The sequence below is a fragment of the Devosia psychrophila genome, from assembly GCF_000971275.1.
Classification (GTDB): Bacteria; Pseudomonadota; Alphaproteobacteria; order Rhizobiales; family Devosiaceae; genus Devosia; species Devosia psychrophila.
In genome coordinates this window covers 1-21,850 of sequence record NZ_LAPV01000139.1, presented here as the reverse complement: position 1 = coordinate 21,850, position 21,850 = coordinate 1, and the positions used below count along the sequence as shown (strand labels likewise).

Here is a 21,850-nt window from a genome sequence, read left to right as displayed (position 1 = left end):
ACCAACTCGACGCCGTCGCCCTGCAGCTCAATCAACGACCCCGAAAAACCCTAAACTTCGAAACGCCGGCCGATAGGCTGCAGAAGGTGTTGCAATGACCAGTTGAACTCACCGCCCCAAGTCGGCCGTTGCGGCTGGGATGCCGATAACCCAAAACCTGCCGCTCCAATTCGTTCCGGCCCAGTCCAATCAGGAACGGAGCATCTGACTTTCTGGCTCTCCGGGATCATGTTGGTCGCACATTGTGGTTGCTGGCCTGCCATCGGTCGTCGCCTACGGCAGGTTACGCCACCCCTTTGCCGAGCTAGGGGTGGAGTAGTGTTGAGAGGTTCAGGGATCAGGTGGCGGTCTGCCGTGCCAGCCAGCTTACGATCGCTTGGTTGGCTTCCTTAGGCATTTCCTCCAGGATCCAGTGACCGCAATCGAGGCTAACTACGTCCACATTGGGCACAAAGTCAGCCAGTTTTTCGGATTTTGGGATTACATCCTGCTCTCCATAGACCATGAGCGTGGGCTGATGGATGATTGGGTCCACTGCACCCAGGAGGTGCCAGTTGCGGTCAAGGTTTCGGTACCAGTTAATGCCGCCGGTGAACCCGGATTTTTCGAAGGCCGAGACATATACTGCTAGGTCGCTATCGCTCATCACGGGCTCACCAAGCGGCGTTTCGGCTCTGGCCAGATTTATCATAGTCATGCCCGGCTCGGGCGGCAGTAGAGGCACGTTTTTTCGGTAGAGGTTGCGCAGAAAGCGGGATGCGTTGTCGTCCAACACAGCGTCCGCCACGCCCGGCTGCCGATTAAAGTGAACGAAGTAGTAGTCGCTCCCCAGGATCAGCTCGAGGAACTCGATCCATGGCATATCGCTGCGCTCCTGATACGGCAGGCTCAGGTTGATCACCTTGTTGACCCGGCTGGGATGCAGCAGGGTCAGCCCCCAGACGACCGCCGCGCCCCAGTCGTGGCCGACAAAGGTCGCATCCTGGTATTCGTAGTGATCGAGAAGCGCGACGAGATCGCCCGCAAGATGTTCAATGTCATATTCCGTGACGTCGTCCGGACGGGACGAGTTGCCATAGCCCCGCTGGTTGGGGACGATGACATGATAGCCCGCAGCGACAAGGGCGGGGACCTGATGGCGCCAAGAATAGGCATGCTCGGGCCAGCCGTGACAGAGCACGATTGGGTTTCCTGCATTTTCTCGTCCTGATTCAAAGACTTCCAGTTCAACGCCGTTGACTGGGATAAGAGTCGACTGGGGAAAATCGATTGCGATCGACAAGGCATTTCCTTCTATGGTTTCAGCGATGATTTGTGCGTTCAGCGTATTGGGGCTGGGTGCTGCACGGTGATCGACTAGAAACCAATGGTGCCAAAACCTGGCACTGAAGCGCGGTAGCTTGCGGCATGAACGTTCGCTTTAGACATGACGCCATCGTGCGCAGCCTTCGCCGCAACGGCACGTCTACAATTGCGGATCTCGCTGCGGAAGTTGGTGCATCCCGGCGCACGGTACTGCGTGACATCAGCGCCCTGCGTTACGAGGGCTTTGTCATTCATTCCGAACCGGGACGCGGCGGTGGCTTGCAACTTGATCCGCAATCGGTCCAGACCACGCCTAAGCTCTCTGTCGCCGAGGTCTTTGCGCTGCTCATCAGCGTTGCATCAATGCGGGCCGCCGGAAACCTGCCCTTTGCGGGCCTAGCAGATGCCGGGCTTGCCAAGATCGAGAAGGCTCTGCCGCGGGACAAGGTCCGCGACCTGCGCCGGTTTATCGATTGCCTCTATGTCGGACAGCTTTCACCGCTGGTGGACCTTTCGGATTTGGCGACGATGGATCCCGAATTGCTGCCCGCGTTCGAGACCACGTTTCTTCAGCGGCAGTACCTCGGTTTCCGGTACCTCGACGCAAAAGGGGCCGTAACCGATCGTGTTGTTGAACCGCATGCCATGCTGATCCTGCCACCAATCTGGTATCTGGTGGCCTGGGACCCTGTGCGCGACGATTTCCGGCATTTTCGCATGGACCGGATCAGCGGGCCAGGTGTCCACGAAGGCGCGACTTTTCAAAGGCGACACGTGCCGTTCGAGGATCACGTTCGCCCGGTTCGTGATTTATCCCGATAGGCTGCCTTCGAGAGACGCGGGACGCCCGGAATTAGTTCGTCAACGGCACGGCAGCAACGCGCCTCTATTCGGTCGTCCATCTCGGCTCTCGCATTTCCCCAAATCTGCCACTTGCCCAGCGCGCGAGAGTGGAAACATAATGTAGGCGAGGAGGGTGGCCATGAATGGTACCAGTCACCGGATTTACACGACCAGCGTGGCAAGCGTGTACAAGCATTACATTGCAAGGGCGGAGCGCAAGGGGCGGTCAAAGGAAGAAGTGGACGAGGTGGCGTGCTGGCTGACCGGCCACACCCAGTGTGCATGGCGGTGAGAAGTTAGGCCACGGAGCGTCGGCATTTGAGCTGATGCGGGCGGCTTAAAAGTCGTCCAGTGGTTAGGCTGGTTTCCTTTGCGGGGGCCGCCGGGGATGTTCGCAGTGGAGGTTTATGGGGCGGTTCGGCGGTTTGTGTTCGTTGAGGGTCACAGCCGGCGGGAGGCGGCCCGAGTGTTTGGGCTGAGCCGGGACACGGTGCTGAAGATGTGCCGGTTTTCGCTGGCACCGGGCTATACGCGCAGCAAGCCGGTGGCGCGGCCGAAGCTGGACGCGATGGTGCCGGTGATCGATGCGATCCTGGAGGAAGATCGGGCTGGCCCGGTCAAGCAGCGCCACACGGCCAAGCGGATCTTCGAGCGGTTGCGCGACGAGCATGGGTTCAGCGGCGGCTACACCATCGTCAAGGATTATGTGCGGCTGGCGCAGTCGCGCAGCCGGAAGACCTTCGTGCCACTGTCCCATCCCGCTGGGCATGCCCAGGTGGATTTTGGCGAGGCCATCGGGATCATCGGCGGTGTGCGCCAGAAGATGCATTTCTTCTGCATGGACCTGCCGCAGTCCGATGCCCCGTTCATCAAGGCTTATCCCGCCGAGACGACGGAAGCCTTCCTTGATGGTCACGTCGCGGCGTTTGCGTTCTTCGGCGGGGTGCCACTGTCGATCCTGTACGATAATCTGAAGATCGCTGTGGCCCGGATTTGCGGCGACGGCCGGCGGGAGCGGACGCGGGCCTTCACCGAACTGGTGAGCCATTATCTGTTCCAGGATCGCTTTGGCCGGCCGGGCAAGGGGAACGACAAGGGCAAGGTCGAGGGGCTGGTCAAGTATGCCCGCTCCAACTTCATGACGCCGATCCCGGTGGCGACGAGCTTCGATGCTCTCAATGCCATGCTGGCGGATCGCTGCCGGACCCGCCAGGCCGACCGGGCCGGGCGCCACAGCGCCACGATCGGGGACCGCCTGGCAGCCGATGTGACGGCCTTGCGGGCGCTGCCGGTCACGGCTTGGAACCCTGCGAGAAGCGGGCTGCCCGGGTCTCCTCGACAGCCCTGGTGCGCTATCGTGGCAACGATTACTCGGTGCCCACCAGCCATGGCTTCCAGGAGGTGCTGGTGAAGGGGTTCGTCGATCATGTCGTCATCGTCTGCGCCGGTCAGCAGATTGCCCGGCATCAGCGCGCTTACGGCACGGGCACCTTTGTGTTCGATCCCCTGCATTATCTGGCGCTGATCGAGACCAAGCCGAACGCGCTCGACCAGGCAGCGCCCCTGCAAGGCTGGGACCTGCCGGAGGTGTTCCAGCATATGCGGCATCTGCTCGAGGCCCGCATGGGCAATCGCGGCAAGCGCGAGTTCATCCAGATCCTGCGCTTTCTGGAAGCCATGCCTCAGGCCGTGGTCACCGCGGCGGTGACCCAGGCTATCCAACTGGGTGCCATCGGGTTCGATGCGGTCAAGCAGATCGCCCTGGCCCGGATCGAGCGGCGGCCACCCCGGCTGGATCTGTCGGCTTATCCCCATTTGCCCAGGACCACCGTCAAGACCACTGCGGCGGCCGACTACACCGCGCTTATTCCAGGCAGGGCGGCATGACCCCCGAGGCCAGGCGTGATCCGATGCCGACGGGCACCACGAGCGGCACGCCGCAGGTGCTGCTCGGCCATCACCTCAAACAGCTCAAGCTGCCCACCATCCTGCGCGAGTACGACAAGGTGGCCACCCAATGCGCCCGTGACGGCGTCGATCATCCGCGTTACCTGCTGCGCCTGGTCGAGCTGGAACTGATCGACCGGGAACGCCGCATGGTCGAGCGCCGGATCCGGCAGGCCAGGTTCCCGGCGACCAAAAGCTTGGACACCTTCGAGTTCACCGCCATGCCCTCCCTCAACAAGATGCTGGTGCTGGAGCTGGCCCGCTGCGAGTACGTGCTGGCGCGCCAGAACATCATCGCGCTGGGCAACTCGGGCACCGGCAAGACCCACATCGCCCTCGCCCTGGGATTGGCGGCCTGCCAGAAGGGCCTGTCGGTTACTTTCACCACCGCGGCAGCTCTGGTGCATAATCTGATGGAAGCCCGCGATGAGCGGCGCCTGCTCAAGACCCAGCGCGAGCTGCAGGCGGTCAAGCTGCTGATCGTCGATGAACTGGGCTATGTGCCGCTGTCCCCAACCGGGGCCGAACTGCTGTTCGAGGTGCTCTCCCAGCGCTACGAGCACGGCTCGACCGTCGTCACCTCAAACCTGCCCTTCGAGGACTGGACCTCGGTGCTGGGATCAGAGCGCCTGACCGGCGCGCTACTCGACCGGCTCACCCACCATGTTCATATCCTGACCATGAACGGGGACAGCTACCGGCTCAAGCAGTCCGCCGCCCGCCGGCACCGCACCGACCCCGAAACCGCGGCGGAGCAAAACCAGGCCACCACCGAAATCATCGATCCCGACACCGGCGAAATCCGCGCATAACAGCCAACCCAGAAGCGCCATATGCCAAGGCCCCCGAGCGGGGCCCTTGGCATATCCACTCACCACCAATACTGGCCGGTTTTTACGCCGCCACAATGGCCGACTTTTGCTCCGCCGTTGACATCGGCGGCATGGGCGATCGCGAGTGACTTGGTTAGTTGCGCTATACCGCCCTCGCTGGCGGAATAACCCGGGACCAATCCGCCCAAATATCGACAGTATCGAGGCAAGATTGACGATGGATTCCTGCCCCGACGCAGCCAACAGAGGCCTCGCGGCATTGCACATGCGCATTGTGCCATTGAGGTTGATGTCAATAACTTGCGCGAAGAGGGCCGGGTCATGCTCCTCACCGCGCCTGATGATGCCGGCGCAGTTGACCAACACATCCAACGACCCTATTTCGGCGAAAGTGTGCAGATAGTCGCCTCATCGTGCACGTCGAGCACCCGGCAGATTAGGCATCGTCAGGCGACAACGCATCGATTTCGCGCTGGAAGACGCTTGTTACTATAACGGTAGCGCCAGCTTGCCGGAAGGCGGAGGTCACTGCAGGGCCGGATGTCGGAAATTCCGCCGGTCACGAGCACGGTTGCCGCTAAAGTTGAGTGCCGCCGTCACCGGATGAACTGGTCGACGAAACCGCCGCCCAGTCCGACTTTCTCGTAGTGGACGCGACACATGTCGATCTTGGTGAAAACGTCCTCATACCCGACGTGGTTGTTGGCTTCGTCGAGATAGATCATGCAGCCGGTGATGTTGAAGAAGGTGATCATTTCCGGGCAATCCTCGGGCACCAGCAGGGTATGCACCTCGCCCGGCGGCTCGAACACATAGAAGCCAGTTTCGGCCACCCAATCATGCTCGCGATAATGCCAGCGACCCTTGATGACTTAGCCATGCACCGGATTGGTATGCAGGTGCCGTGACAACACTCCTGCGCGCTGACACGCAGCAGGTTGCACCACTGGCCCTGCATAGTGTTGAGCATCAGCGGGCGAAACCACACACCCTCGGCCTGCGGCACCCAGACACGCTCGTCATCCGGCATCACCTGCTCGGCAATTTCCGATGGTGCCAGCCGGTGGGCCGAGCCTTTCATGTCGGTGTAAATGCGCCGCCTCCCTTTGAATCCGTTCGTGCGCTCTTGCGGCGCGTCGTCTGGTGGCTCGACTATCGCCGAGCCTGTGCACGGCGTCCAGTCAGGTGGTCAGCACCCGATGCAGGACGCCCTTGAGATGTATATCGAGCGCTTCGGTCGCAGCTTCAGCATCGCGTCTGTCGAGCGCATCGAGCACCGTAAGATGCTCGCTCATCGACTGGATGGAGTTTTTCGGCCCCACCGCTTCCATGTTGATCAGCCGGATCAGAAACATCTTTTGGTCGAGCCGCTGGTAAATCGTGTCGATCTGGTGATTTTCGAGCGCTGCGATGAAGCTGCCGTGGAAATCACGCTCTAACAGGCGCATCGGCTCGCGATAGGCGGCAGGATCATCGGCTGTCCCCAGGTAATCGACGATCGCGACGTGGTCTGCCCGTGCTCTCCTGATCCATGCAGGATCGACCGTACGGGCAAATTTGGTTAGCCCCTCCCGCTCCAGCAGGCCGCGCAACTGGAAGGTATTGCCGACGAATTTGACGTCCGGATAGAAGATCGTGATGCCGACGCGTCGACGCACCGTGATCAACCCTTCGGCTTCGAGCAAGGTCGTTGCTTCACGCATCGGCGATAACGAAATGCCCAATACCTCGCACAGCGCCTGTTGCTTGAGAACCTGGCCAAGCTTTAGCTGGCCAGTGACCAAAGCGTCGATAAATGCCAGATATCCGGGATGGTCGATGCCTTCGTTCAAGCACCTCTCCTTGTTAGGTCCATTCGGCCGTTGACAGGTCTTAATGCAGAGTAATAAGATTTTCTAGTCGCGTATAAATATATTTAAACGACGCGATCTGACGGGAACTTGGAGGAGAGCTCGTCGATACTAGCGTAATTAATAACGTCTGCTCCGGCCTTGCCGAAGCGCAAAATCTGCTGTCCCGTTTTAGCGCAGAACTGCCGATGGCGCCGCGCATCGAGGAGGAACGCATGCCTAATTCGACTTGCTTGCCGCTCACCGCCACCGCTTGGCAAAGCTAGGTCTGGCAGCAGATGGCATTCCGTATCGCAGTTGGACAGTTTCACGAACTCAGCGCCGAGCGGCTTCGATTTGCCCAGCAGATCGGGGCGACGGGGTTGCAGATGAACAACCCCACCCTTCCCGGCGATATGCGCTGGGAACAGAGCGATGTGAGGGCGCTGGTCGAGCAGGTCGAAGCGGCCGGGCTCAAGTTCGAGGCCATCGAAAATGTGCCTACGCATTTCTATCATAAGGCCATGCTGGGGCTGGACGGACGCGACGAGCAAATCGAGAATTATCAGGCCACCATCCGCGCTGTTGCCCGAGCAGGCGTTCCGGTGCTCGGCTACCACTTCATGCCCAATTCGGTCTGGAGCACAGATCGCCACGGGCAGACTCGTGGTGGCGCCCTCGCCCGCAAGTTCGACATGGCGGTTGTCGACGCCAATGCCGACAATCTGGAAACGCTGCGTTCCTTCATGCCGACAACGCTGGGGCGCGCGTCCTCAATGCCATTGTTCAGCAAGGATGGCCCCATCGTCACCGAAGAGCAGATGTGGGCTAATTATGAGTATTTCATCAAGGCAGTACTGCCGGTAGCCGAGGAAGAAGGGCTGAAGCTAGCACTACATCCCGACGATCCGCCCGTGCCGATGCTGGGCGGAGTGGCCCGGCTGTTCTATCGGCCGTGGGGCTTCACACATGCCTATGAGCTGGCTGGGCGATCGGAAGCGTGGTCGCTCGACCTGTGCCTCGGCTGTTGCTCCGAGATGGTTGGCGGCAAGTCCAATGTAACCGAACTGATCGAGTTCTTCGCGCCTAAGGGACGCATTTCCTACATTCATTTCCGCGACGTACAGGGTTCGGTGCCCAATTTCACGGAATGCTTTATCGGCGACGGCAATTTCGACCCCGCCGAAGTAATCGTATTGCTCGCTAGATGCGGGTTCAATGGTTTCCTGCTGGACGACCATGTACCCAAAATGGACGGCGACAGCGACTGGAACCATCGCGGCCGCGCACACGCAGTGGGCTACATGCAGGGCCTGGTTCGCATGGCTCAATATCTCAAGGCGTCCTGACGCCGATCGAAAGGCTCACCGAGTTTATGTCTTCCGCTTTGTTCTTCGTTGGTTGCTGTAATCGCCAGCTTGGCTATGTCGCCAATCCTGTGGGCAAGGGCATTTCCGCTTTCCGCCTGAATCTGGACAGCGGCGCGGTCGAAGCCCTTGGGATAACCGAAGGGATCGACAACCCCAGCTTTGTCGAGGTAGCGCGTGACGGCGTGTCGCTCTCTGCGGTTAGCGAGGTTGGCGGCTGGAACGAAGGTAATATCACCGCCTATGGCATCGACTACGGCAGCGGAGCACTGACATACCTCTCCAAACAACCCACGCGCGGCGATGGGACAGCTCACAACAGCCACGATAACGCCGGGCGCTTCGCGGGCATTGCCAACTATTCTGGCCTCCCTGCAGAGGCGAAGCCCAACCAGTCCATCGCCATTTATCCCCGCGAAACCGATGGCACGCTGCGGCCCCCGGTCGCTGAAATGCGTCATCGCGGCAGCGGGCCAATTGCCGGGCGGCAGGATCGGCCGCACGCGCATTGCATTCGCTGGACACCGGACAACCGCTTCGTCGTCGTTGCCGACCTTGGGATCGACAAGCTGGTCATTTACCGCTTCGATGCCGAAAATGGCGCGCTAACTACGCATGGCGAGACGGCCATGCCCCCTGGTTCGGGGCCGCGCCATTTCCGCCTCCACCCCACCCTGCCCTACGCCTACTGCATCAACGAGTTGACGTCCGAACTGGCAAGCCTGGCGTTTGACGCAGAAGCGGGAGCATTCGAACTGCTCGCGCTGGAACCCACAACGCCCGAGCAGGTGCCGAACAATTCCGGCTCGGCCATTGATATCGCGGCCGGCGGCAAACATCTCTACGTGGGCAACCGCGGACACGACAGCATCGCGGGCTTTGCCATCGACCCGGATACGGGCATTGCCCGCTTGATCGGCACGACGCCCAGCGGCGGTCGCGTTCCGCGCGATTTCTCATTTGATCCAACAGGTAATGTGCTGGTGGTCGCCAACCAGGAAAGCGACACGCTGACGCTGTTTCGATACGCGCGCGAAACGGGCGAATTGCATGCGATGGGAACGTCTGTCCCAAGTGGCTCACCCACCGTAATCGCCTTTCACCCCTACGTCCGCTGAGGTCACCCCATGAAGATCACCGACATCAAGATCATCGTCGCCTCACCGGGCCGGAACTTCGTGACGGTCAAGGTTTACACCGACGAGGGTCTCACCGGCATTGGCGATGCCACGGTCAACGGACGCGAAAAGGCTGTGGTGGCCTATTTGGAAGATCACGTCGTGCCATGCTTGTTGGGGCGCGATCCGATGCGTACCGAGGATATCTGGCAATATCTCTACAAGGGCGCTTACTGGCGGCGCGGTCCCATCACCATGGCGGCCATTTCTGGCATCGACATGGCGCTGTGGGACATCAAGGCCAAGGCGGCGAACATGCCGCTCTATCAGCTCCTGGGTGGCCGGTCGCGCGATAAGGTAATGGTCTACAAGCATGTCGGCGGGCTCGATATTGCAGAGGTGGTCGAAGGCGTCATAGCGTTGCGCGAACAAGGGCTCGACGCCATCCGGGCCCAGGTCTCCATCCCCGGCTTGCCGCCGATCTATGGCACGGGCCCCTCGACCGACCAGGCGTCGGGCGGCATGATCCACCCGCTACCCAATGAAGAGGTCTGGGCCACACACAAATACCTGCCGCTGGTGCCTAAGCTGTTTCAGCAAGTCCGCGATGCAGTGGGCTGGGACGTTCAGCTGTTGCACGATGTGCATCATCGGTTGACGCCGATTGAGGCTGCGCGCCTCGGTAAGGACCTTGAGCCGTACCGCCTGTTCTGGCTCGAAGATGCCATTCCCGCCGAGTTGCAGGAAGGCTTTCGTATTATCCGGCAGCACACCACCCAGCCTTTGGCGGTTGGCGAAATATTTAATACCGTTTGGGATTGCCAGCAGCTGATCACCGAGCAGCTGATCGATTATATTCGTGTCACATCCGTGCATGCCGGCGGCGTAACCGGGCTGAAGAAAATCTTCGATTTTGCCGCCATCTATCATGTGCGATCGGCCTGCCATGGCCCAATGGATGTCTCGCCGGTTGCCATGGGCTGCAATGTGCATGTCGATGTCGCCATTCCCAATTTCGGCATCCAGGAATTCTCCGGCTACACCGACGCGACCCACGAAATGTTCCCCCACTCCTGGAGCTATGAGCGCGGATATCTGCAGCCCGGCGAAGCTGCGGGCCACGGCGTGAACATCGATGAAAACGTGGCTGCCCGTTACCCCTATGCCCCCGCCTACCTGCCGGTTGCCCGGCTGGAAGACGGCACATTGACGAGTTGGTGAGACCCCAGATGAAGATCACAGCTATCAAGCCGTTTCCCGTCTGGGTTGGCCATCGCAACCAACTTATCGTCAAGATCGAGACCGATGAGGGACTGATCGGATGGGGCGAGAGCGGCCTGTCCGGTCGCGAGAAAGCCGTCGTTGGTGCCATCGAACATTTCCGCGAATTCCTCATTGGTCGCAACCCGATGCAGATCGGCGCAATTTGGCAAGAGCTTTACCGCAGTCAGTATTTCGAGGGTGGCCGCGTCCTGCTCGCCGCGCAGTCGGCTATCGACATTGCGCTGCATGACATAAAGGCCAGGGCCCTCGGCGTGCCGGTCTATGAATTGCTCGGCGGAAAGCAGCGGAACGTCATTCCGACCTTTGCTTCAACCTCTTCCATCACTGGTCCGGAAACCATTGAGGCAGCCGAAACGCTGATCGCGCTCGGCTGGAACGCTATCCGCTTTTTCCCGGCGGCCTGGGGCGATGAAGCCAACATCTTCGAGCCGCGTCAGTCCATTGGCCAGACGGCGCGCTTTCTGGTTGAGGCCCGCGAAAAACTGGGAAGCGACGTCGTGCTCGGCATTGATTACCACCATCGCCTCAGCGTCGCCGAAACCGCCAGTTTTTGCCAAAAAATGCCTAGTGGCACGCTGGATTTCCTTGAGGAGCCAATTCGCGACGAGACTCCCGAGGCCTACGAGGCGCTGCGCCGCATGACCGACGTCCCCTTCGCGATCGGCGAGGAATTTGCCAGCAAGTGGCAGTTCCTTCCCTATATCGAACGCGACATCCACCAGTACAATCGCCTTGATCTCTGCAATGTCGGTGGCTTTACCGAAGCAATGAAAGTCGCCGGATGGAGCGAGGCCCATTACGTCGACATGATGCCGCACAATCCGCTGGGCCCGATCTGTACGGCGGCGACCATCCACTTTTCCGCTGCGGTTGCCAACTTCTCTTGGCTGGAAACCCGCGCCACTCCGACTGAACTCTATGCCGGCACCCCAACCGCTGAGATGTTCCCGCGCATGCCTATGCTAGATGGTGTTGTCTACACCGTTCCCGATGGGCCAGGTCTTGGTATCGAGGTGGACGAGGCATTGCTGACAGCGGCAAGCTTCAAGTTTTGGGAAGCGCCCCATCTGCGCCGTCGTGACGGCTCTATCACCAACTGGTAGCGCCATGATCCAGCACAACCTCAAATGGTCACACGGCAAAGCGACGGTGCTATCGACCGCCGCCATGCTCGCCGACTGCACGTTCGAGCTCGGCCACGGCTCGTTCTCGCCCTTTGCGCGCGCACCGTGGATGGGGACCATCGATGATCCGCGGGTCATCGGGCATTTACGCGAGCTTGGTGGCGATTTCGTGGGGATTCCGTTCGGTACGGGCGGAAATGACAAGCACGTTCCAGCCGACTGGGCTCCATTGATGCAGATCCCGGCCAGCTATCCGATCCATGGACCTGCAGCCGATGAGGAATGGGCCATCGTGCAAGCCGATGACAATACGATAACATTGCGCTTCGACTATGCAGACCCTTCCTCCGTGTCGCACCTCGTTCGCACGATTGCCGCGCGCCCGAGTGCACCGGCGCTCGATTTTACCCTCAGCGTGTATGCTCGACGCGCGGCCCGCATTTCGGTCGGACTGCACCCGATTTTTCGGCTGCCGGATCATACGGGAGATATGACCCTCGACGCTGAATTTGCCTTCGGCCTCACCCATCCACGGCAAACTTTGCCCGGCCAAGTTCAGGAATTTCACGATCTGGCAGTCGTCCCACAAGGCAATGTCCATGTCGACCTAGCCCATCCACCCCTGCCTCAGCCCAACCTTAACGTCCAGCTCTGCGGCATGCGCGGACCTTTGACTGCGACTTACCACACACAGAGAGCCGGTTTCGTGCTGGATTGGGAGCGTACACTGCTGCCTTCGCTGCAGATATGGCACACTGATCGCGGCGTCGATGTGCCACCCTGGAACGGGCAATATCGCGGCCTCGGCCTCGAGCCGATCGCCGCTGCTTTCGACCTGCATGACGATGCCTCGGTCGGTCCAAATCCGATAAACGCGCGAGGCGTCGCCACTTCCATCGCCATTCATCCCGACGCGCCGACCTTTATCTGGCACGCCGTGACCGCCTTCAGCACATCCTGACTACACCGACTACTCGGAGAGCATTCAAAACAATTAAATTCGTCGCTTCAACGTCAATTTGTCGACGCGCTTTAAGTTGACTCGGGCCGCTGCACGCGTAATCTGAATTGCTATAAAAATATAGAAGCTGAAAATCCACGAAGATGGAGTGTCGGCTCAGAGGAATACTTAATTACAGAAAACAACGCTGACTTCAGCGCGTGAGAACTGCTGCATTGTTTTTAGCGATATTTTGGCGCCGTCCCTGTCCCGCAAGAGGCACGATGGCGCTATCGAGGAGGCGGCAAGGATTTTGCCGAGCGGAGGAGACAACGACGGCGATGAGGCCGTGACCGACTATCCTGACTTTACAACGCCTTTTGTTCGACGGACAGAAAAAGGGAGAAAACTGTCACATGGTTAGATTGAACATCGCCGCAGCGATGACCTCGTTGGTACTGGCACTGGTGCCGGTCACGAGTTTTGCGCAAGAAGCCGCTGCGCCCGTAGCCGCTACGGAAATCGTGCCTACCTCGCTTCCAGACGTGCCGCGCAACCAGACAGCCGTGCTCGCCTGGGGCGTTGCGGGCGGCTCGTCTATCGGCACTACCAATCCATGGGTACTGCCCGGCTATACCCATCAGGAAGGCAACAACCTGATGTGGGAGCCGCTCATGTATTTCGGTATCTACAAAAACGAGTTCATTCCGTGGCTGGCCGATAGCATGGAATATACCAACGACGATTTCACCGCGCTCGAGATCAAGCTCAATCCCGAAGCCGAGTGGTCGGACGGTACCGCCGTCACCTCTGCCGACGTTGCCTACACTTTCGAAGGGCAAATAAAATACGAAACCCTGCCCTATCACACCCAGTTCGCGGACCTAGTCGACAGCGTCACAACGCCGGATGAGCTGACCGTCCAGGTGACGTTCAAGGAACCGGCACCGCGATTTAAATTCGAGGTGCTGACGGAAAAGTTCGATACGGGGATTCCGATCGTTCCCAAGGGATATCTGTCCGAGCAGGCCGATCCCACCACAGCACCTGGCCGCGATGAAATCCCCCATTCGGGGCCCTATGACATCGTTGCCTGGAATACGAACCAGAAGATCCTCGACCTGCGCGAGGACTGGTGGGCCGTCAAGGCAGGCCGTATCGCCCTGCCAGCGGTCAAGCGTGTCGTGGTGGTCAACATTCTTAACCAGCCGATCGACACCGTTGCCCAGCGCATCGTCAACAACGAGTTCGACTCGTCCGTCGATATGCGCGCACAGATCATTGGCAACATTCTGCAGCAAAATCCGGAGGTTCAGTCATGGACCGGCACCGAGTCGCCTTATGGCTATCTCGACTGGTGGCCCAATTCGCTTTGGATGAACGATAGCCTGGCGCCTTACGACGACGTTCGGGTCCGCAAGGCAATCAGCCTCGCCATCAATCGCGACCTGATCAACGAAGTCCTATACGAGGACGCCAAGATCGCCACGATCTATCCCTTCCCTCTCTATCCCAACCTGCAAACCTTTGCCGACTCTGCGGAGGTGAAGGCTGAAGAGGCCAAGTATGAGCCGGGCAAATACGATGTCGAGCAGAGCGCCGCTCTGATGCAGGACGCGGGCTTTACCATGAATGGTGACGGCCTTTGGGAAAAGGACGGCGAGACGTTCGACGCCACCATCCAGGCGTTCGAAAGCATCCACGGCGATATCGCCCCGGTTCTGGCTGAAATGCTCCGCCAGGCAGGTTTCGATGCCAATGTGAACTTCGGCACCGACGCCTACCAAAACATGGTCGACGGAAAGGCCGGGCTATACATGTTCGGTCATGGTGCCAGCTTGTTCGATCCGTTCGAAGCGCTCAACCTGTTCCACGGCAAGTATAGCAGCACCATCGGCTCGTCGGCCGGCAACAATCGGTTCTCGCGCTATTCCAACCCGGAATACGATGCACTGCTCGATGGAATCGCGTCGCTCGACTCCAAGGATCCGGCGTTTGTCTCGGGCGCCGCGCAGGCTCTGGGGATGTACTGGCGCGATGTGATCGACGTACCGATCATCCAGTGGTTGCACCGCATTCCTTACAACAACCACTATTGGACCAACTGGCCGAGCGCGACAAATGTCGGCCTGGGGACCAATGGCGCATTCTGGGCCCATACCGGAATGCTGGTTATCGCCGGACTTGAGCCGTCGGGCGCCCAATAGCGACATGAAGGGTGCGCGCCCTGCGGCGCGCACCGCTCGTTGGCCATGACTGTCGGGATTTTTATATGACTTTTAAGATCGTGATCAAACGCCTGCTGTTTTTCGTGCTGGTCGTCTGGGCGGCATCGACCATCGTGTTTTTCATTCCACGCCTGTCCTCACGTAACGCCATCCGCGAACGGTTCGGCGAACTGGCACGCACCGGCGGTTTCTCACCCGCCGATATTGAAAAGCTTATCGCCTCGATGCAGCAGCAGTTCGGTCTCGATAAGCCGCTGCTCGAACAATATTGGCAATATCTTGGCAATATTACGCGGCTCGATTTCGGCTATTCGCTTAGCCGATACCCCACCACAGCAACTGAGGTGATCGCACAATCGCTGCCCTGGACCATCGGGCTACTGCTGGTCACCACAGTACTCAGTTTCGTCATCGGCACGCTGCTGGGCGCCGTTGCAGCCTGGCCCAAATCGCCCGGTTGGCTGCGCTCAATGGCCACGCCATTTATCCTGCTGACCGGCGTGCCTCCGGTTATCATGGGTATCTTGCTACTGTTCTTTATCGGCTTCCGTCTCAAATGGCTGCCTTTAGGCGGCGCCTATTCGGTGGGCGTGGTTCCGACCTGGTCATGGACATTTTTCTTCGACCTTATGCAACACCAGATCCTACCAGCTCTGGCGCTCATTCTGGGTTCGGTGGGCGGCTGGGTCCTGTCGATGCGCGGCATGGGCATCACCATTCAGGGCGAGGATTATGTCAACTTCGCCGAGCACAAGGGGCTAACCGGCGGACGCATATTCCGAGATTATTACTTGCGCAACGCCCTGTTACCGCAAGTCACGGGCTTGGCTCTGGCCCTCGGTACAGTAGTCACTTCGGCCGTAATCGTCGAGGGACTGTTCGGGCTGCCCGGCATCGGCACGGCGTTAAACCTCGCTATCCGCGCCAACGATTTTCCGGTGATCTACGGCATCGTCATCTTCATCACGATCGCCATCGCAGCGCTGATGACGATTCTCGAATTTGTCTATCCGCTGCTCGATCCCCGAATTCGAGAGAATTAGGAGCCCATCATGGCCAATATAGCGATGACTCCAGAACAACAATCCATTCATCATCCGAGCGGCTTGACCCTGTTCCTGCGCTATATGCGGCGCAACAAGGGTCTGGCGCTCGGCGTGCTGATCTTGCTGGCGCTGACACTGTTCACCGTAATCGGGCTAGTGGTCGTCAATCCTAAGCACGCTTATCCGCTGTCGGCGCCGCTGAAATTGCCGCCGAGCTTAAGATATCCGTTAGGCACAGATTTTTTTGGCCGCAACCTACTGGCGGCCATGGTCGTGGGTATGTGGCAGACAGCACTGATCGGCCTGTTGGCCGGCGGTATCGGCACCCTGGTGGGTGTATTGCTCGGCTTTACCTCCGCCTACTTTGGCGGCTGGGTCGATTCCGCCATTCGCACGGCGTGTCAAATCCTGACGCCGATACCCGTGCTGCTGATCCAGGTGGTCGTGGCCGGCTCGCTCGACAAGCGTGACGTCACCATATTCACTATGGCGCTCATCGTCGCAATGCTGGCGTGGATGGGACCGACGCTCGTTATCCGAGCTCAAGTGATGACGATGAAGGAGCGTCAGTTCGTTTCGGTAGCCAAGCTTTCGGGCATGGGCGACTTTAGCATCATCTTCAAAGAAATCCTGCCAAACCTTTTGCCGTTTATCGCCGCGGCGTTCGTGGGGCAGGTTTTTGCCGCCGTCTTTGCATCGTTCTACCTGGCGGTGCTTGGCCTGGGGCCGCTGCGCGAGCCGCTACTGGGCAACATCATCTGGGCCGCTCAGTCGCAGGGTGCGTTCTTCAATGGTTGGTGGTGGTGGCCGCTTGAGCCCGCCTTCGCAATGATCCTGATCCTGGGCGCGCTGGCGCTGGTCAACATGGGTCTCGACGAACTCGCCAACCCCCGTATTCGCAGGTCGGAATAACATAATGATGGAAACGATCCCCGGCATTGCCGAAGTCGGCTCACGCAACGCTACAGCGGCCTACGATGCAAGCAAGACCAAGACCGTGTTGCGGGTGAGCGGTCTTGAAGTCACTTACTACACCGACCTTGGTCGAGCCAAGGCGCTCGACGATGTCAGCTTTACCTTGGGCGCGGGTGAAAAACTGGGAATGGTCGGAGAATCCGGCTCGGGCAAGAGCACCATGGCGCTCGCGATGATGCGCATGATCAAGCCGCCCGGGCGCATCGAGCGCGGCCAGGTAATCGTCGACGATGTCGACCTGATGTCGCTCGATGAGGAGGGCATGCGGCGCGCCCGCCTGAGCAAGATCGCCTATATTCCGCAGGGCGCCATGAACTCGCTCAACCCGGTGATACGGATCGGCGCCCAGATGGCCGATGCCATTCGCTCGCACATGCGCCGCGAAAGCCGCTCCGCCATCGAGGACCGTTGCGCCGCAGCGCTTCGCTCGGTGGATCTCGATCCGGGTGTCTACCGAATGTATGCCCACGAATTGTCGGGGGGCATGAAGCAGCGCGTCTGCATCGCCATAGGCATCCTACTGCGGCCCAGCGTCATCATAGCCGACGAGCCGACAAGTGCGCTCGACGTGGTCACGCAGCGGCAGGTGATGGAAACCATCAACAAGGTCCAGGCAGATATCAATGCGGCAGTGATCCTGATCGGCCACGATATGGGCCTGATGGCGCAGACCGTGGATAGGGTCGCCGTGATGTATGCCGGCAGGCTGGTGGAGCTCTCCACGGTCAAGGAGATGTTCACAGACCCCAAGCACCCCTATTCGCAGGCGCTGATCAACTCGCTCCCTAATCTCGACAAACGCGGCGTGTTCAGCGGTATTCCGGGTCTTGCGCCATCGCTACTGCGCCTGCCGAGCGGTTGCGCCTTTCACCCGCGCTGTCCGCACGGCCAGCAGGAACTGCAAAGGAGCGTCCGGCCGGCCCCGGTCATCCTAGCGGGTGGCCGCATGGTCGCGTGCCATCTCTACGGCGAAGAAGGTCACGCACATGAGTGAGAACCTGCTGGAAATCCGTCGTGCCTCAAAGGTCTATCAGCGTGGCCTGTTGACCTCCAAAGCCACCATTGCGCTCAAGGAATTCTCGCTGGTCCTAAAACAGGACGAGCCGACCATCCTGACGATTGCTGGGGAATCCGGCTCCGGCAAGACCACCCTGGCCATGATGCTGCTGGGCTTCACCACTGCAACGACCGGTGAAGTCCTCTACAAGGGCAAGAACATTGCCGGGCTCGTTGGCAAGGAACGCATGGCCTATCGACGCGAAGTACAGGCGGTTTTTCAGGACCCGTTTGCGGTGTTCAATCCCTTTTACAAGGTAGACCACCTGCTGACCGTCCCGATCCGTCAATTCAAGCTTGCGCGCACCAAAGCCGAAGCTACGAGCAAGATGGAGGAGGCGCTCAATTCCGTCGGACTTCGCCCCGAAGACGTACTTGGCCGCTTTCCACACCAGCTGTCAGGTGGCCAGCGGCAGCGCATCAATGTTGCCCGTGCGCTGCTGCTCAAGCCACGCCTGTTGATCGCCGACGAGCCTGTGTCGATGGTCGATGCGTCGCTACGCGCCAACATCTTGGAATCTTTGCGCAATCTGCATCGCGACCACGGCGTATCGATCATCTACATCACCCATGACCTGACGACGGCCTACCATGTCGCCGACAATATCATCGTGCTTTACAAGGGCGAGGTAGTCGAAAAAGGCGATGTGGAATCCGTGATCCGGAATCCCCAGCATCGCTATACGCAGCTGCTGGTCGACTCCATCCCGTGGCCCAACCTCGACCAGCGTTGGGGCCATTCCATTCGCACCAGCGAAACCACGAACCCCAGATAATCGCCAGCGTTCGAGCCGTTCAAACCTGCAGGATATATCCCTTGTTAGAGATTGCGGAATTCATCTCTCCAATGCCATCGCCCGTCTGGAAACTCGCCTTGCAGGCTGGGGTCAACCTTGCCGTTGGCGGCTTGCCCTTCGACGACCTAAGGCCGGGCGAACAGCTTACCGATCATGCCCCGCTGCTGCGCATGAAGCAGCGCTATGAAGAAGCCGGCTTCAGTCTGCGGGTGATCGAGGCCCGTCCGCCGCTTAACAAGGCAAAGCGCGGCCTTCCCGGTCGCGACGAGGAAATTGCCACCGTATGCACGCTGATCGAAAACATGGGCAAGCTCGGCATCCCGGTCTGGTGCTACGAGTGGATGACCGACTTTAATTGGGTGCGCACAAATATGGCGACGCCATCGCGCGGCGGATCAGTCGTGACCAGTTTCGATCTTGATGACGTGCCAGCTGACCTCACCACAAATCCGCCAATCGACGAGGAAGCGCTGTGGGTCAACCTCGTATACTTTCTCAAGGCCGTGCTGCCGGTAGCTGAAAAGGCCAATGTCAAACTGTCTATGCACCCCGACGATCCCCCGCTGTCGCCGATTGCTGGCGTCGGCCGCATCATGCGGAGCATCGAGAATTATCAGCGCCTGCTGGAGCTCGTACCTAGCCCGATGAACTCGATCACTATGTGCCAGGGCAATTTCACGTTAATGACAGATGATCTTCCGCGTGCGATCCGCAAATTCGGCAAGGTTATCTCGTTCATCCATTTCCGTGACGTTCGTGGCGTACCGAAAAAGTTCGAGGAAACTTGGCACGACTCGGGCAAGACCGACATGCTCGCCTGCATGCAGGCCTATCGTGACATTGGCTTTGACGGCGTGCTGCGGCCCGACCACGTGCCCACGGTCGAGGGCGACAGCAATGTCAATGCCGGTTACTCGGCCTTCGGGCGGCTCTATGCCATCGGCTACATCAGGGGGCTGCAACAGGCGGTCTTTGCGCAGGGAGTTGCACCATGAAGATTGCGCTCACCGGTTCCAGCGGCCGCGTTGGCCAGGGCATCGTGACCCGAGCCTTGGCGCAAGGGCACGAACTGGTGCTGATCGACAGGCTCGACTCTCCGGCGGACCAAGACCCATTCATCCCGTTCATTCGTGCGGAGATGTCGGATTATGAGGCAATGGTTTCAGCCTTTGCCGGTTGCGACGGGCTGATCCACATGGCGGCCATCCCTTCGCCCGGGCGCGACCCTGATCACGTCATCCACAACAACAATGTGGTGGGCAGCTACAACGCTTTGCGCGCTGCAGTCGAAAACGGCATCAAGCGCGTGTGCCAGGCTTCGAGCGTCAATGCCATCGGCCACGCCTTCAGCCGCAAGCCGCGCTACGACTATTTTCCACTGGACGAAATGCACCCCAATTACAGCGAGGAGCCATACAGCCTCTCCAAGTGGATTTGCGAAGAACAGGGCGAAGCTTTCGCGCGGCGCTATGATGATATGGTAATCGCCAGCATGCGCTTTCACCATGTGGTGCCGGACCGGGCGATCGCCATTTCGATCTACGGCAACAACCCCAATGTCGATAAACATCTATGGGCGTGGACCCGGCTCGACGCGGCGGCCGATGCCTGCCTGTTGAGCCTGACCGCGCCATTCAAAGGTCATGAGGCCTTCTACATCGTCGCACCCAATACGATCATGGATACGCCGAGCCTTGAACTGGCGGCACGGTATTTTCCGGAAGTACCGGTCATCGGCGACCTCAGCGGCAATCGTAGCTTCTTTAATTCGAGCAAAGCGGAGCGGCTACTGGGCTGGCACCACGGCGAAGCAGAACGCTAGTCGGCGTCCTGCCTTTTGATCATGGTATTTTCGCCGTGTGCCTGGGCTCGAACCCGGCGCTGGCAAAGGTTGGGCGGACGTTGATGTTGGTCCATTCTAACGGATAGCCGAGCTTGAGCGCCATCGTGTCCGTCAGCTCGTTGCGGATTTTCGCGGGCAGATCAGGATCACCTACTGCCAGGTTTTCCGCCACCTGATCGACGCGCCGTGCGCCGATGATCGCTGCCGTCACGCGCCGAACACCGAACAGCCAGCTCAAGGCGACCTGTGCTGGTATGTGGTCAAGCCGGGTTGCGACTACGCCAACCTTTTCGATCATCTTGAGCGCGTCGTCGAACCAATAGCGTGGCATGGTGATGGCAGCTTGAATGCCGATACGGGACTGGGCGTGGGGGTCGAGTGGTCGCGATATTTGCCCGACAGCATGCCCGCAGCCAGCGTGCTCCAGCGTTCCATGCCGACGCCGGCACCTTCGCAGACCGGAAGGAGTTCGCGCTCCACGTCACGACTGACGAGATTATACAATGCTGGGCAGATACCAACGGCTCGTAACCCCCGGCAGAAGCTATGACATTGGCCTTGGCGACCTGCCATCCGTAAAAGTTGGAACATCCCAGATAGCGAAACTTGCCTGACCGAAGCAGATCTTCGGCTGCACGCAGGCTTTCCTCTATCGGGGTATACGAATCGGGTCCGTGAAACTGGTATAGGTCGATATATTCACGACCCAGGCGCTTGAGATTTCTATCGCAGCATCGACGATGTGCTTGCGCGACGGCCCACGGAAAGTCATGGCCTTGTTGGTCGGGAACCAGCATTTGGTGGCTATGACCAGGTTTTCGCGCTCGTGCTGCTTTGTTCGTCGTCAGATCATTTTGCTCAGCTTGGGTCGCCGATTAGCGCAGTGTCAGCCTGGTCTTTGGGTTGATGTTATGCGGCGAGTTTGCGGTGCTGCAAGCGCCGATGCTGGATGGTCTGTCGTTTGGTTGTTGATTGCCGCTGAGATCTGACCCTTTAAGGGCATAAGTTTTCACTGAGATCTGACCCATGTTTTGATCGTTCCCTGGCTGTTGGTCGGGGAGCACTGGAGTGATCGACATGGCGTTATTGAGCGTAATCCGGCGCTGGCATTTCCGTGAGGGGATGCCGATCCGGGAGATTGAGCGGCGCACTGGATTGTCGCGCAACACCATTCGCAAGTATCTGCGGGCCGACACGGTGGAGCCGAAGTTCAAGGTTCCTGCGCGGCCCAGCAAGCTTGATCGGTTTGCGCAAAAGCTCTCCGACTGGCTGCGCGTGGAAGCCGGTAAATCGCGCAAGCAGCGGCGCACGGCCA

Annotated in this window: 18 protein-coding genes and 6 pseudogenes; 17 read left to right on the top strand and 7 right to left on the bottom strand. The window is 59.4% G+C overall.

Translation table 11 applies throughout. The features are described 5' to 3' along the window. Positions 1-337: 337 nt before the first annotated feature. Positions 338-1,282, bottom strand: a complete 945-nt coding sequence (locus WH91_RS15000) for an alpha/beta fold hydrolase (RefSeq protein ID WP_046171820.1) — start codon at positions 1,280-1,282, stop codon at positions 338-340. Between the two features lie 125 nt (positions 1,283-1,407). On the opposite strand from WH91_RS15000, the gene WH91_RS14995 reads away from it, so the two are divergent. The 4 genes and pseudogenes from WH91_RS14995 (at position 1,408) to istB (ending at position 4,907) form a co-directional block, all read left to right on the top strand. Next, positions 1,408-2,127, top strand: coding sequence for a helix-turn-helix transcriptional regulator (locus tag WH91_RS14995; RefSeq protein WP_046171819.1), 720 nt, complete (start codon positions 1,408-1,410; stop codon positions 2,125-2,127). A gap of 160 nt (positions 2,128-2,287) precedes the next feature. After that, a pseudogene (locus tag WH91_RS23590) lies at positions 2,288-2,425 on the top strand (DUF2200 family protein); the annotation flags it as partial. Between the two features lie 111 nt (positions 2,426-2,536). Then, positions 2,537-4,035: pseudogene (gene istA / locus WH91_RS14990) on the top strand (IS21 family transposase). A gap of 23 nt (positions 4,036-4,058) precedes the next feature. Next, complete coding sequence (istB, locus tag WH91_RS14985; protein WP_046171824.1) at positions 4,059-4,907, top strand: IS21-like element helper ATPase IstB; 849 nt, start codon at positions 4,059-4,061, stop codon at positions 4,905-4,907. A gap of 216 nt (positions 4,908-5,123) precedes the next feature. Here istB and WH91_RS25955 read toward each other — a convergent pair. The 3 genes and pseudogenes from WH91_RS25955 to WH91_RS14975 form a co-directional block, all read right to left on the bottom strand. Further along, positions 5,124-5,309, bottom strand: a pseudogene (locus WH91_RS25955) (SDR family oxidoreductase); the annotation flags it as partial. Positions 5,310-5,524: 215 nt separating this feature from the next. Next, positions 5,525-6,009 (bottom strand): annotated as a pseudogene (locus WH91_RS14980) (2,4'-dihydroxyacetophenone dioxygenase family protein). A 100-nt stretch (positions 6,010-6,109) separates the two neighbouring features. Further along, positions 6,110-6,760 carry a GntR family transcriptional regulator gene (locus WH91_RS14975; RefSeq protein ID WP_046171818.1) on the bottom strand — a complete coding sequence of 217 codons (651 nt, stop codon included), beginning with the start codon at positions 6,758-6,760 and terminating at the stop codon, positions 6,110-6,112. A gap of 296 nt (positions 6,761-7,056) precedes the next feature. Here WH91_RS14975 and WH91_RS14970 point away from each other — a divergent pair, with 296 nt between their 5' ends. The 12 genes from WH91_RS14970 (at position 7,057) to WH91_RS14915 (ending at position 20,514) form a co-directional block, all read left to right on the top strand. Further along, entirely contained in the window at positions 7,057-8,106 is a 1,050-nt protein-coding gene (locus WH91_RS14970) for a mannonate dehydratase (RefSeq protein ID WP_046171817.1), read from the top strand. Between the two features lie 26 nt (positions 8,107-8,132). Next, entirely contained in the window at positions 8,133-9,242 is a 1,110-nt protein-coding gene (locus WH91_RS14965; protein ID WP_052952865.1) for a lactonase family protein, read from the top strand. A 9-nt stretch (positions 9,243-9,251) separates the two neighbouring features. Beyond that, positions 9,252-10,463, top strand: coding sequence for a D-mannonate dehydratase ManD (gene manD / locus WH91_RS14960; protein WP_046171816.1), 1,212 nt, complete (start codon positions 9,252-9,254; stop codon positions 10,461-10,463). 8 nt (positions 10,464-10,471) lie between these two features. Continuing rightward, the gene (locus WH91_RS14955) at positions 10,472-11,629 is read left to right on the top strand and encodes a mandelate racemase/muconate lactonizing enzyme family protein (protein WP_046171815.1); all 1,158 of its coding nucleotides are present in this window, start codon (positions 10,472-10,474) and stop codon (positions 11,627-11,629) included. A 4-nt stretch (positions 11,630-11,633) separates the two neighbouring features. Continuing rightward, a complete protein-coding gene (locus tag WH91_RS14950) occupies positions 11,634-12,611 on the top strand; it encodes an aldose epimerase family protein (protein ID WP_046171814.1) in 978 nt (325 codons plus the stop codon). A 395-nt stretch (positions 12,612-13,006) separates the two neighbouring features. Then, positions 13,007-14,797, top strand: coding sequence for an ABC transporter substrate-binding protein (locus WH91_RS14945; RefSeq protein ID WP_046171813.1), 1,791 nt, complete (start codon positions 13,007-13,009; stop codon positions 14,795-14,797). 65 nt (positions 14,798-14,862) lie between these two features. After that, positions 14,863-15,861 carry an ABC transporter permease gene (locus tag WH91_RS14940; protein ID WP_046171812.1) on the top strand — a complete coding sequence of 333 codons (999 nt, stop codon included), beginning with the start codon at positions 14,863-14,865 and terminating at the stop codon, positions 15,859-15,861. 9 nt (positions 15,862-15,870) lie between these two features. Then, positions 15,871-16,776: an ABC transporter permease gene (locus WH91_RS14935; RefSeq protein WP_052952864.1), complete on the top strand. Its 906-nt coding sequence runs from the start codon at positions 15,871-15,873 to the stop codon at positions 16,774-16,776. 4 nt (positions 16,777-16,780) lie between these two features. Further along, entirely contained in the window at positions 16,781-17,833 is a 1,053-nt protein-coding gene (locus tag WH91_RS14930) for an ABC transporter ATP-binding protein (RefSeq protein ID WP_244542468.1), read from the top strand. Beyond that, positions 17,826-18,671 (top strand): ABC transporter ATP-binding protein, encoded by an 846-nt coding sequence (locus tag WH91_RS14925; RefSeq protein WP_046171811.1) that lies wholly within the window; start codon positions 17,826-17,828, stop codon positions 18,669-18,671. The genes WH91_RS14930 and WH91_RS14925 overlap by 8 nt, the downstream gene beginning before the upstream one ends. A gap of 71 nt (positions 18,672-18,742) precedes the next feature. Continuing rightward, on the top strand, positions 18,743-19,687 hold the full coding sequence (locus WH91_RS14920; protein ID WP_244542467.1) for a mannonate dehydratase: 945 nt from the start codon (positions 18,743-18,745) through the stop codon (positions 19,685-19,687). After that, positions 19,684-20,514 carry an NAD-dependent epimerase/dehydratase family protein gene (locus WH91_RS14915; protein WP_046171809.1) on the top strand — a complete coding sequence of 277 codons (831 nt, stop codon included), beginning with the start codon at positions 19,684-19,686 and terminating at the stop codon, positions 20,512-20,514. Before WH91_RS14920 ends, WH91_RS14915 begins: the two co-directional genes overlap by 4 nt. 19 nt (positions 20,515-20,533) lie before the next feature. Here WH91_RS14915 and WH91_RS14910 read toward each other — a convergent pair whose 3' ends face one another. From WH91_RS14910 to WH91_RS26170, 3 genes and pseudogenes are all read right to left on the bottom strand, one after another. Then, positions 20,534-20,866 carry an aldo/keto reductase gene (locus WH91_RS14910; protein WP_046171808.1) on the bottom strand — a complete coding sequence of 111 codons (333 nt, stop codon included), beginning with the start codon at positions 20,864-20,866 and terminating at the stop codon, positions 20,534-20,536. Next, entirely contained in the window at positions 20,830-21,108 is a 279-nt protein-coding gene (locus WH91_RS26175; RefSeq protein WP_425285364.1) for an aldo/keto reductase, read from the bottom strand. Before WH91_RS26175 ends, WH91_RS14910 begins: the two co-directional genes overlap by 37 nt. Then, positions 21,072-21,332: pseudogene (locus tag WH91_RS26170) on the bottom strand (aldo/keto reductase); the annotation flags it as partial. The pseudogene WH91_RS26170 and the gene WH91_RS26175, both read right to left, overlap by 37 nt. Positions 21,333-21,612: 280 nt before the next feature. Between WH91_RS26170 and WH91_RS14905 the strand changes: the two are divergent. Continuing rightward, positions 21,613-21,850, top strand: a pseudogene (locus WH91_RS14905) (IS21 family transposase); the annotation flags it as partial.

Coding starts and splice junctions, on each gene's coding strand:
- WH91_RS14915 (WP_046171809.1), top strand. CDS start 19,684: ATGAAGATTGCGCTCACCGGTTCCAGCGGCCGCGTTGGCCAGGGCATC.
- WH91_RS14950 (WP_046171814.1), top strand. CDS start 11,634: ATGATCCAGCACAACCTCAAATGGTCACACGGCAAAGCGACGGTGCTA.
- WH91_RS14920 (WP_244542467.1), top strand. CDS start 18,743: ATGCCATCGCCCGTCTGGAAACTCGCCTTGCAGGCTGGGGTCAACCTT.
- WH91_RS14935 (WP_052952864.1), top strand. CDS start 15,871: ATGGCCAATATAGCGATGACTCCAGAACAACAATCCATTCATCATCCG.
- WH91_RS14995 (WP_046171819.1), top strand. CDS start 1,408: ATGAACGTTCGCTTTAGACATGACGCCATCGTGCGCAGCCTTCGCCGC.
- WH91_RS14970 (WP_046171817.1), top strand. CDS start 7,057: ATGGCATTCCGTATCGCAGTTGGACAGTTTCACGAACTCAGCGCCGAG.
- WH91_RS14930 (WP_244542468.1), top strand. CDS start 16,781: ATGATGGAAACGATCCCCGGCATTGCCGAAGTCGGCTCACGCAACGCT.
- WH91_RS14955 (WP_046171815.1), top strand. CDS start 10,472: ATGAAGATCACAGCTATCAAGCCGTTTCCCGTCTGGGTTGGCCATCGC.
- WH91_RS14965 (WP_052952865.1), top strand. CDS start 8,133: ATGTCTTCCGCTTTGTTCTTCGTTGGTTGCTGTAATCGCCAGCTTGGC.
- manD (WP_046171816.1), top strand. CDS start 9,252: ATGAAGATCACCGACATCAAGATCATCGTCGCCTCACCGGGCCGGAAC.
- WH91_RS14940 (WP_046171812.1), top strand. CDS start 14,863: ATGACTTTTAAGATCGTGATCAAACGCCTGCTGTTTTTCGTGCTGGTC.
- WH91_RS14945 (WP_046171813.1), top strand. CDS start 13,007: ATGGTTAGATTGAACATCGCCGCAGCGATGACCTCGTTGGTACTGGCA.
- istB (WP_046171824.1), top strand. CDS start 4,059: ATGCCGACGGGCACCACGAGCGGCACGCCGCAGGTGCTGCTCGGCCAT.
- WH91_RS14910 (WP_046171808.1), bottom strand. CDS start 20,866: ATGCCACGCTATTGGTTCGACGACGCGCTCAAGATGATCGAAAAGGTT.
- WH91_RS14925 (WP_046171811.1), top strand. CDS start 17,826: ATGAGTGAGAACCTGCTGGAAATCCGTCGTGCCTCAAAGGTCTATCAG.
- WH91_RS26175 (WP_425285364.1), bottom strand. CDS start 21,108: ATGGCAGGTCGCCAAGGCCAATGTCATAGCTTCTGCCGGGGGTTACGA.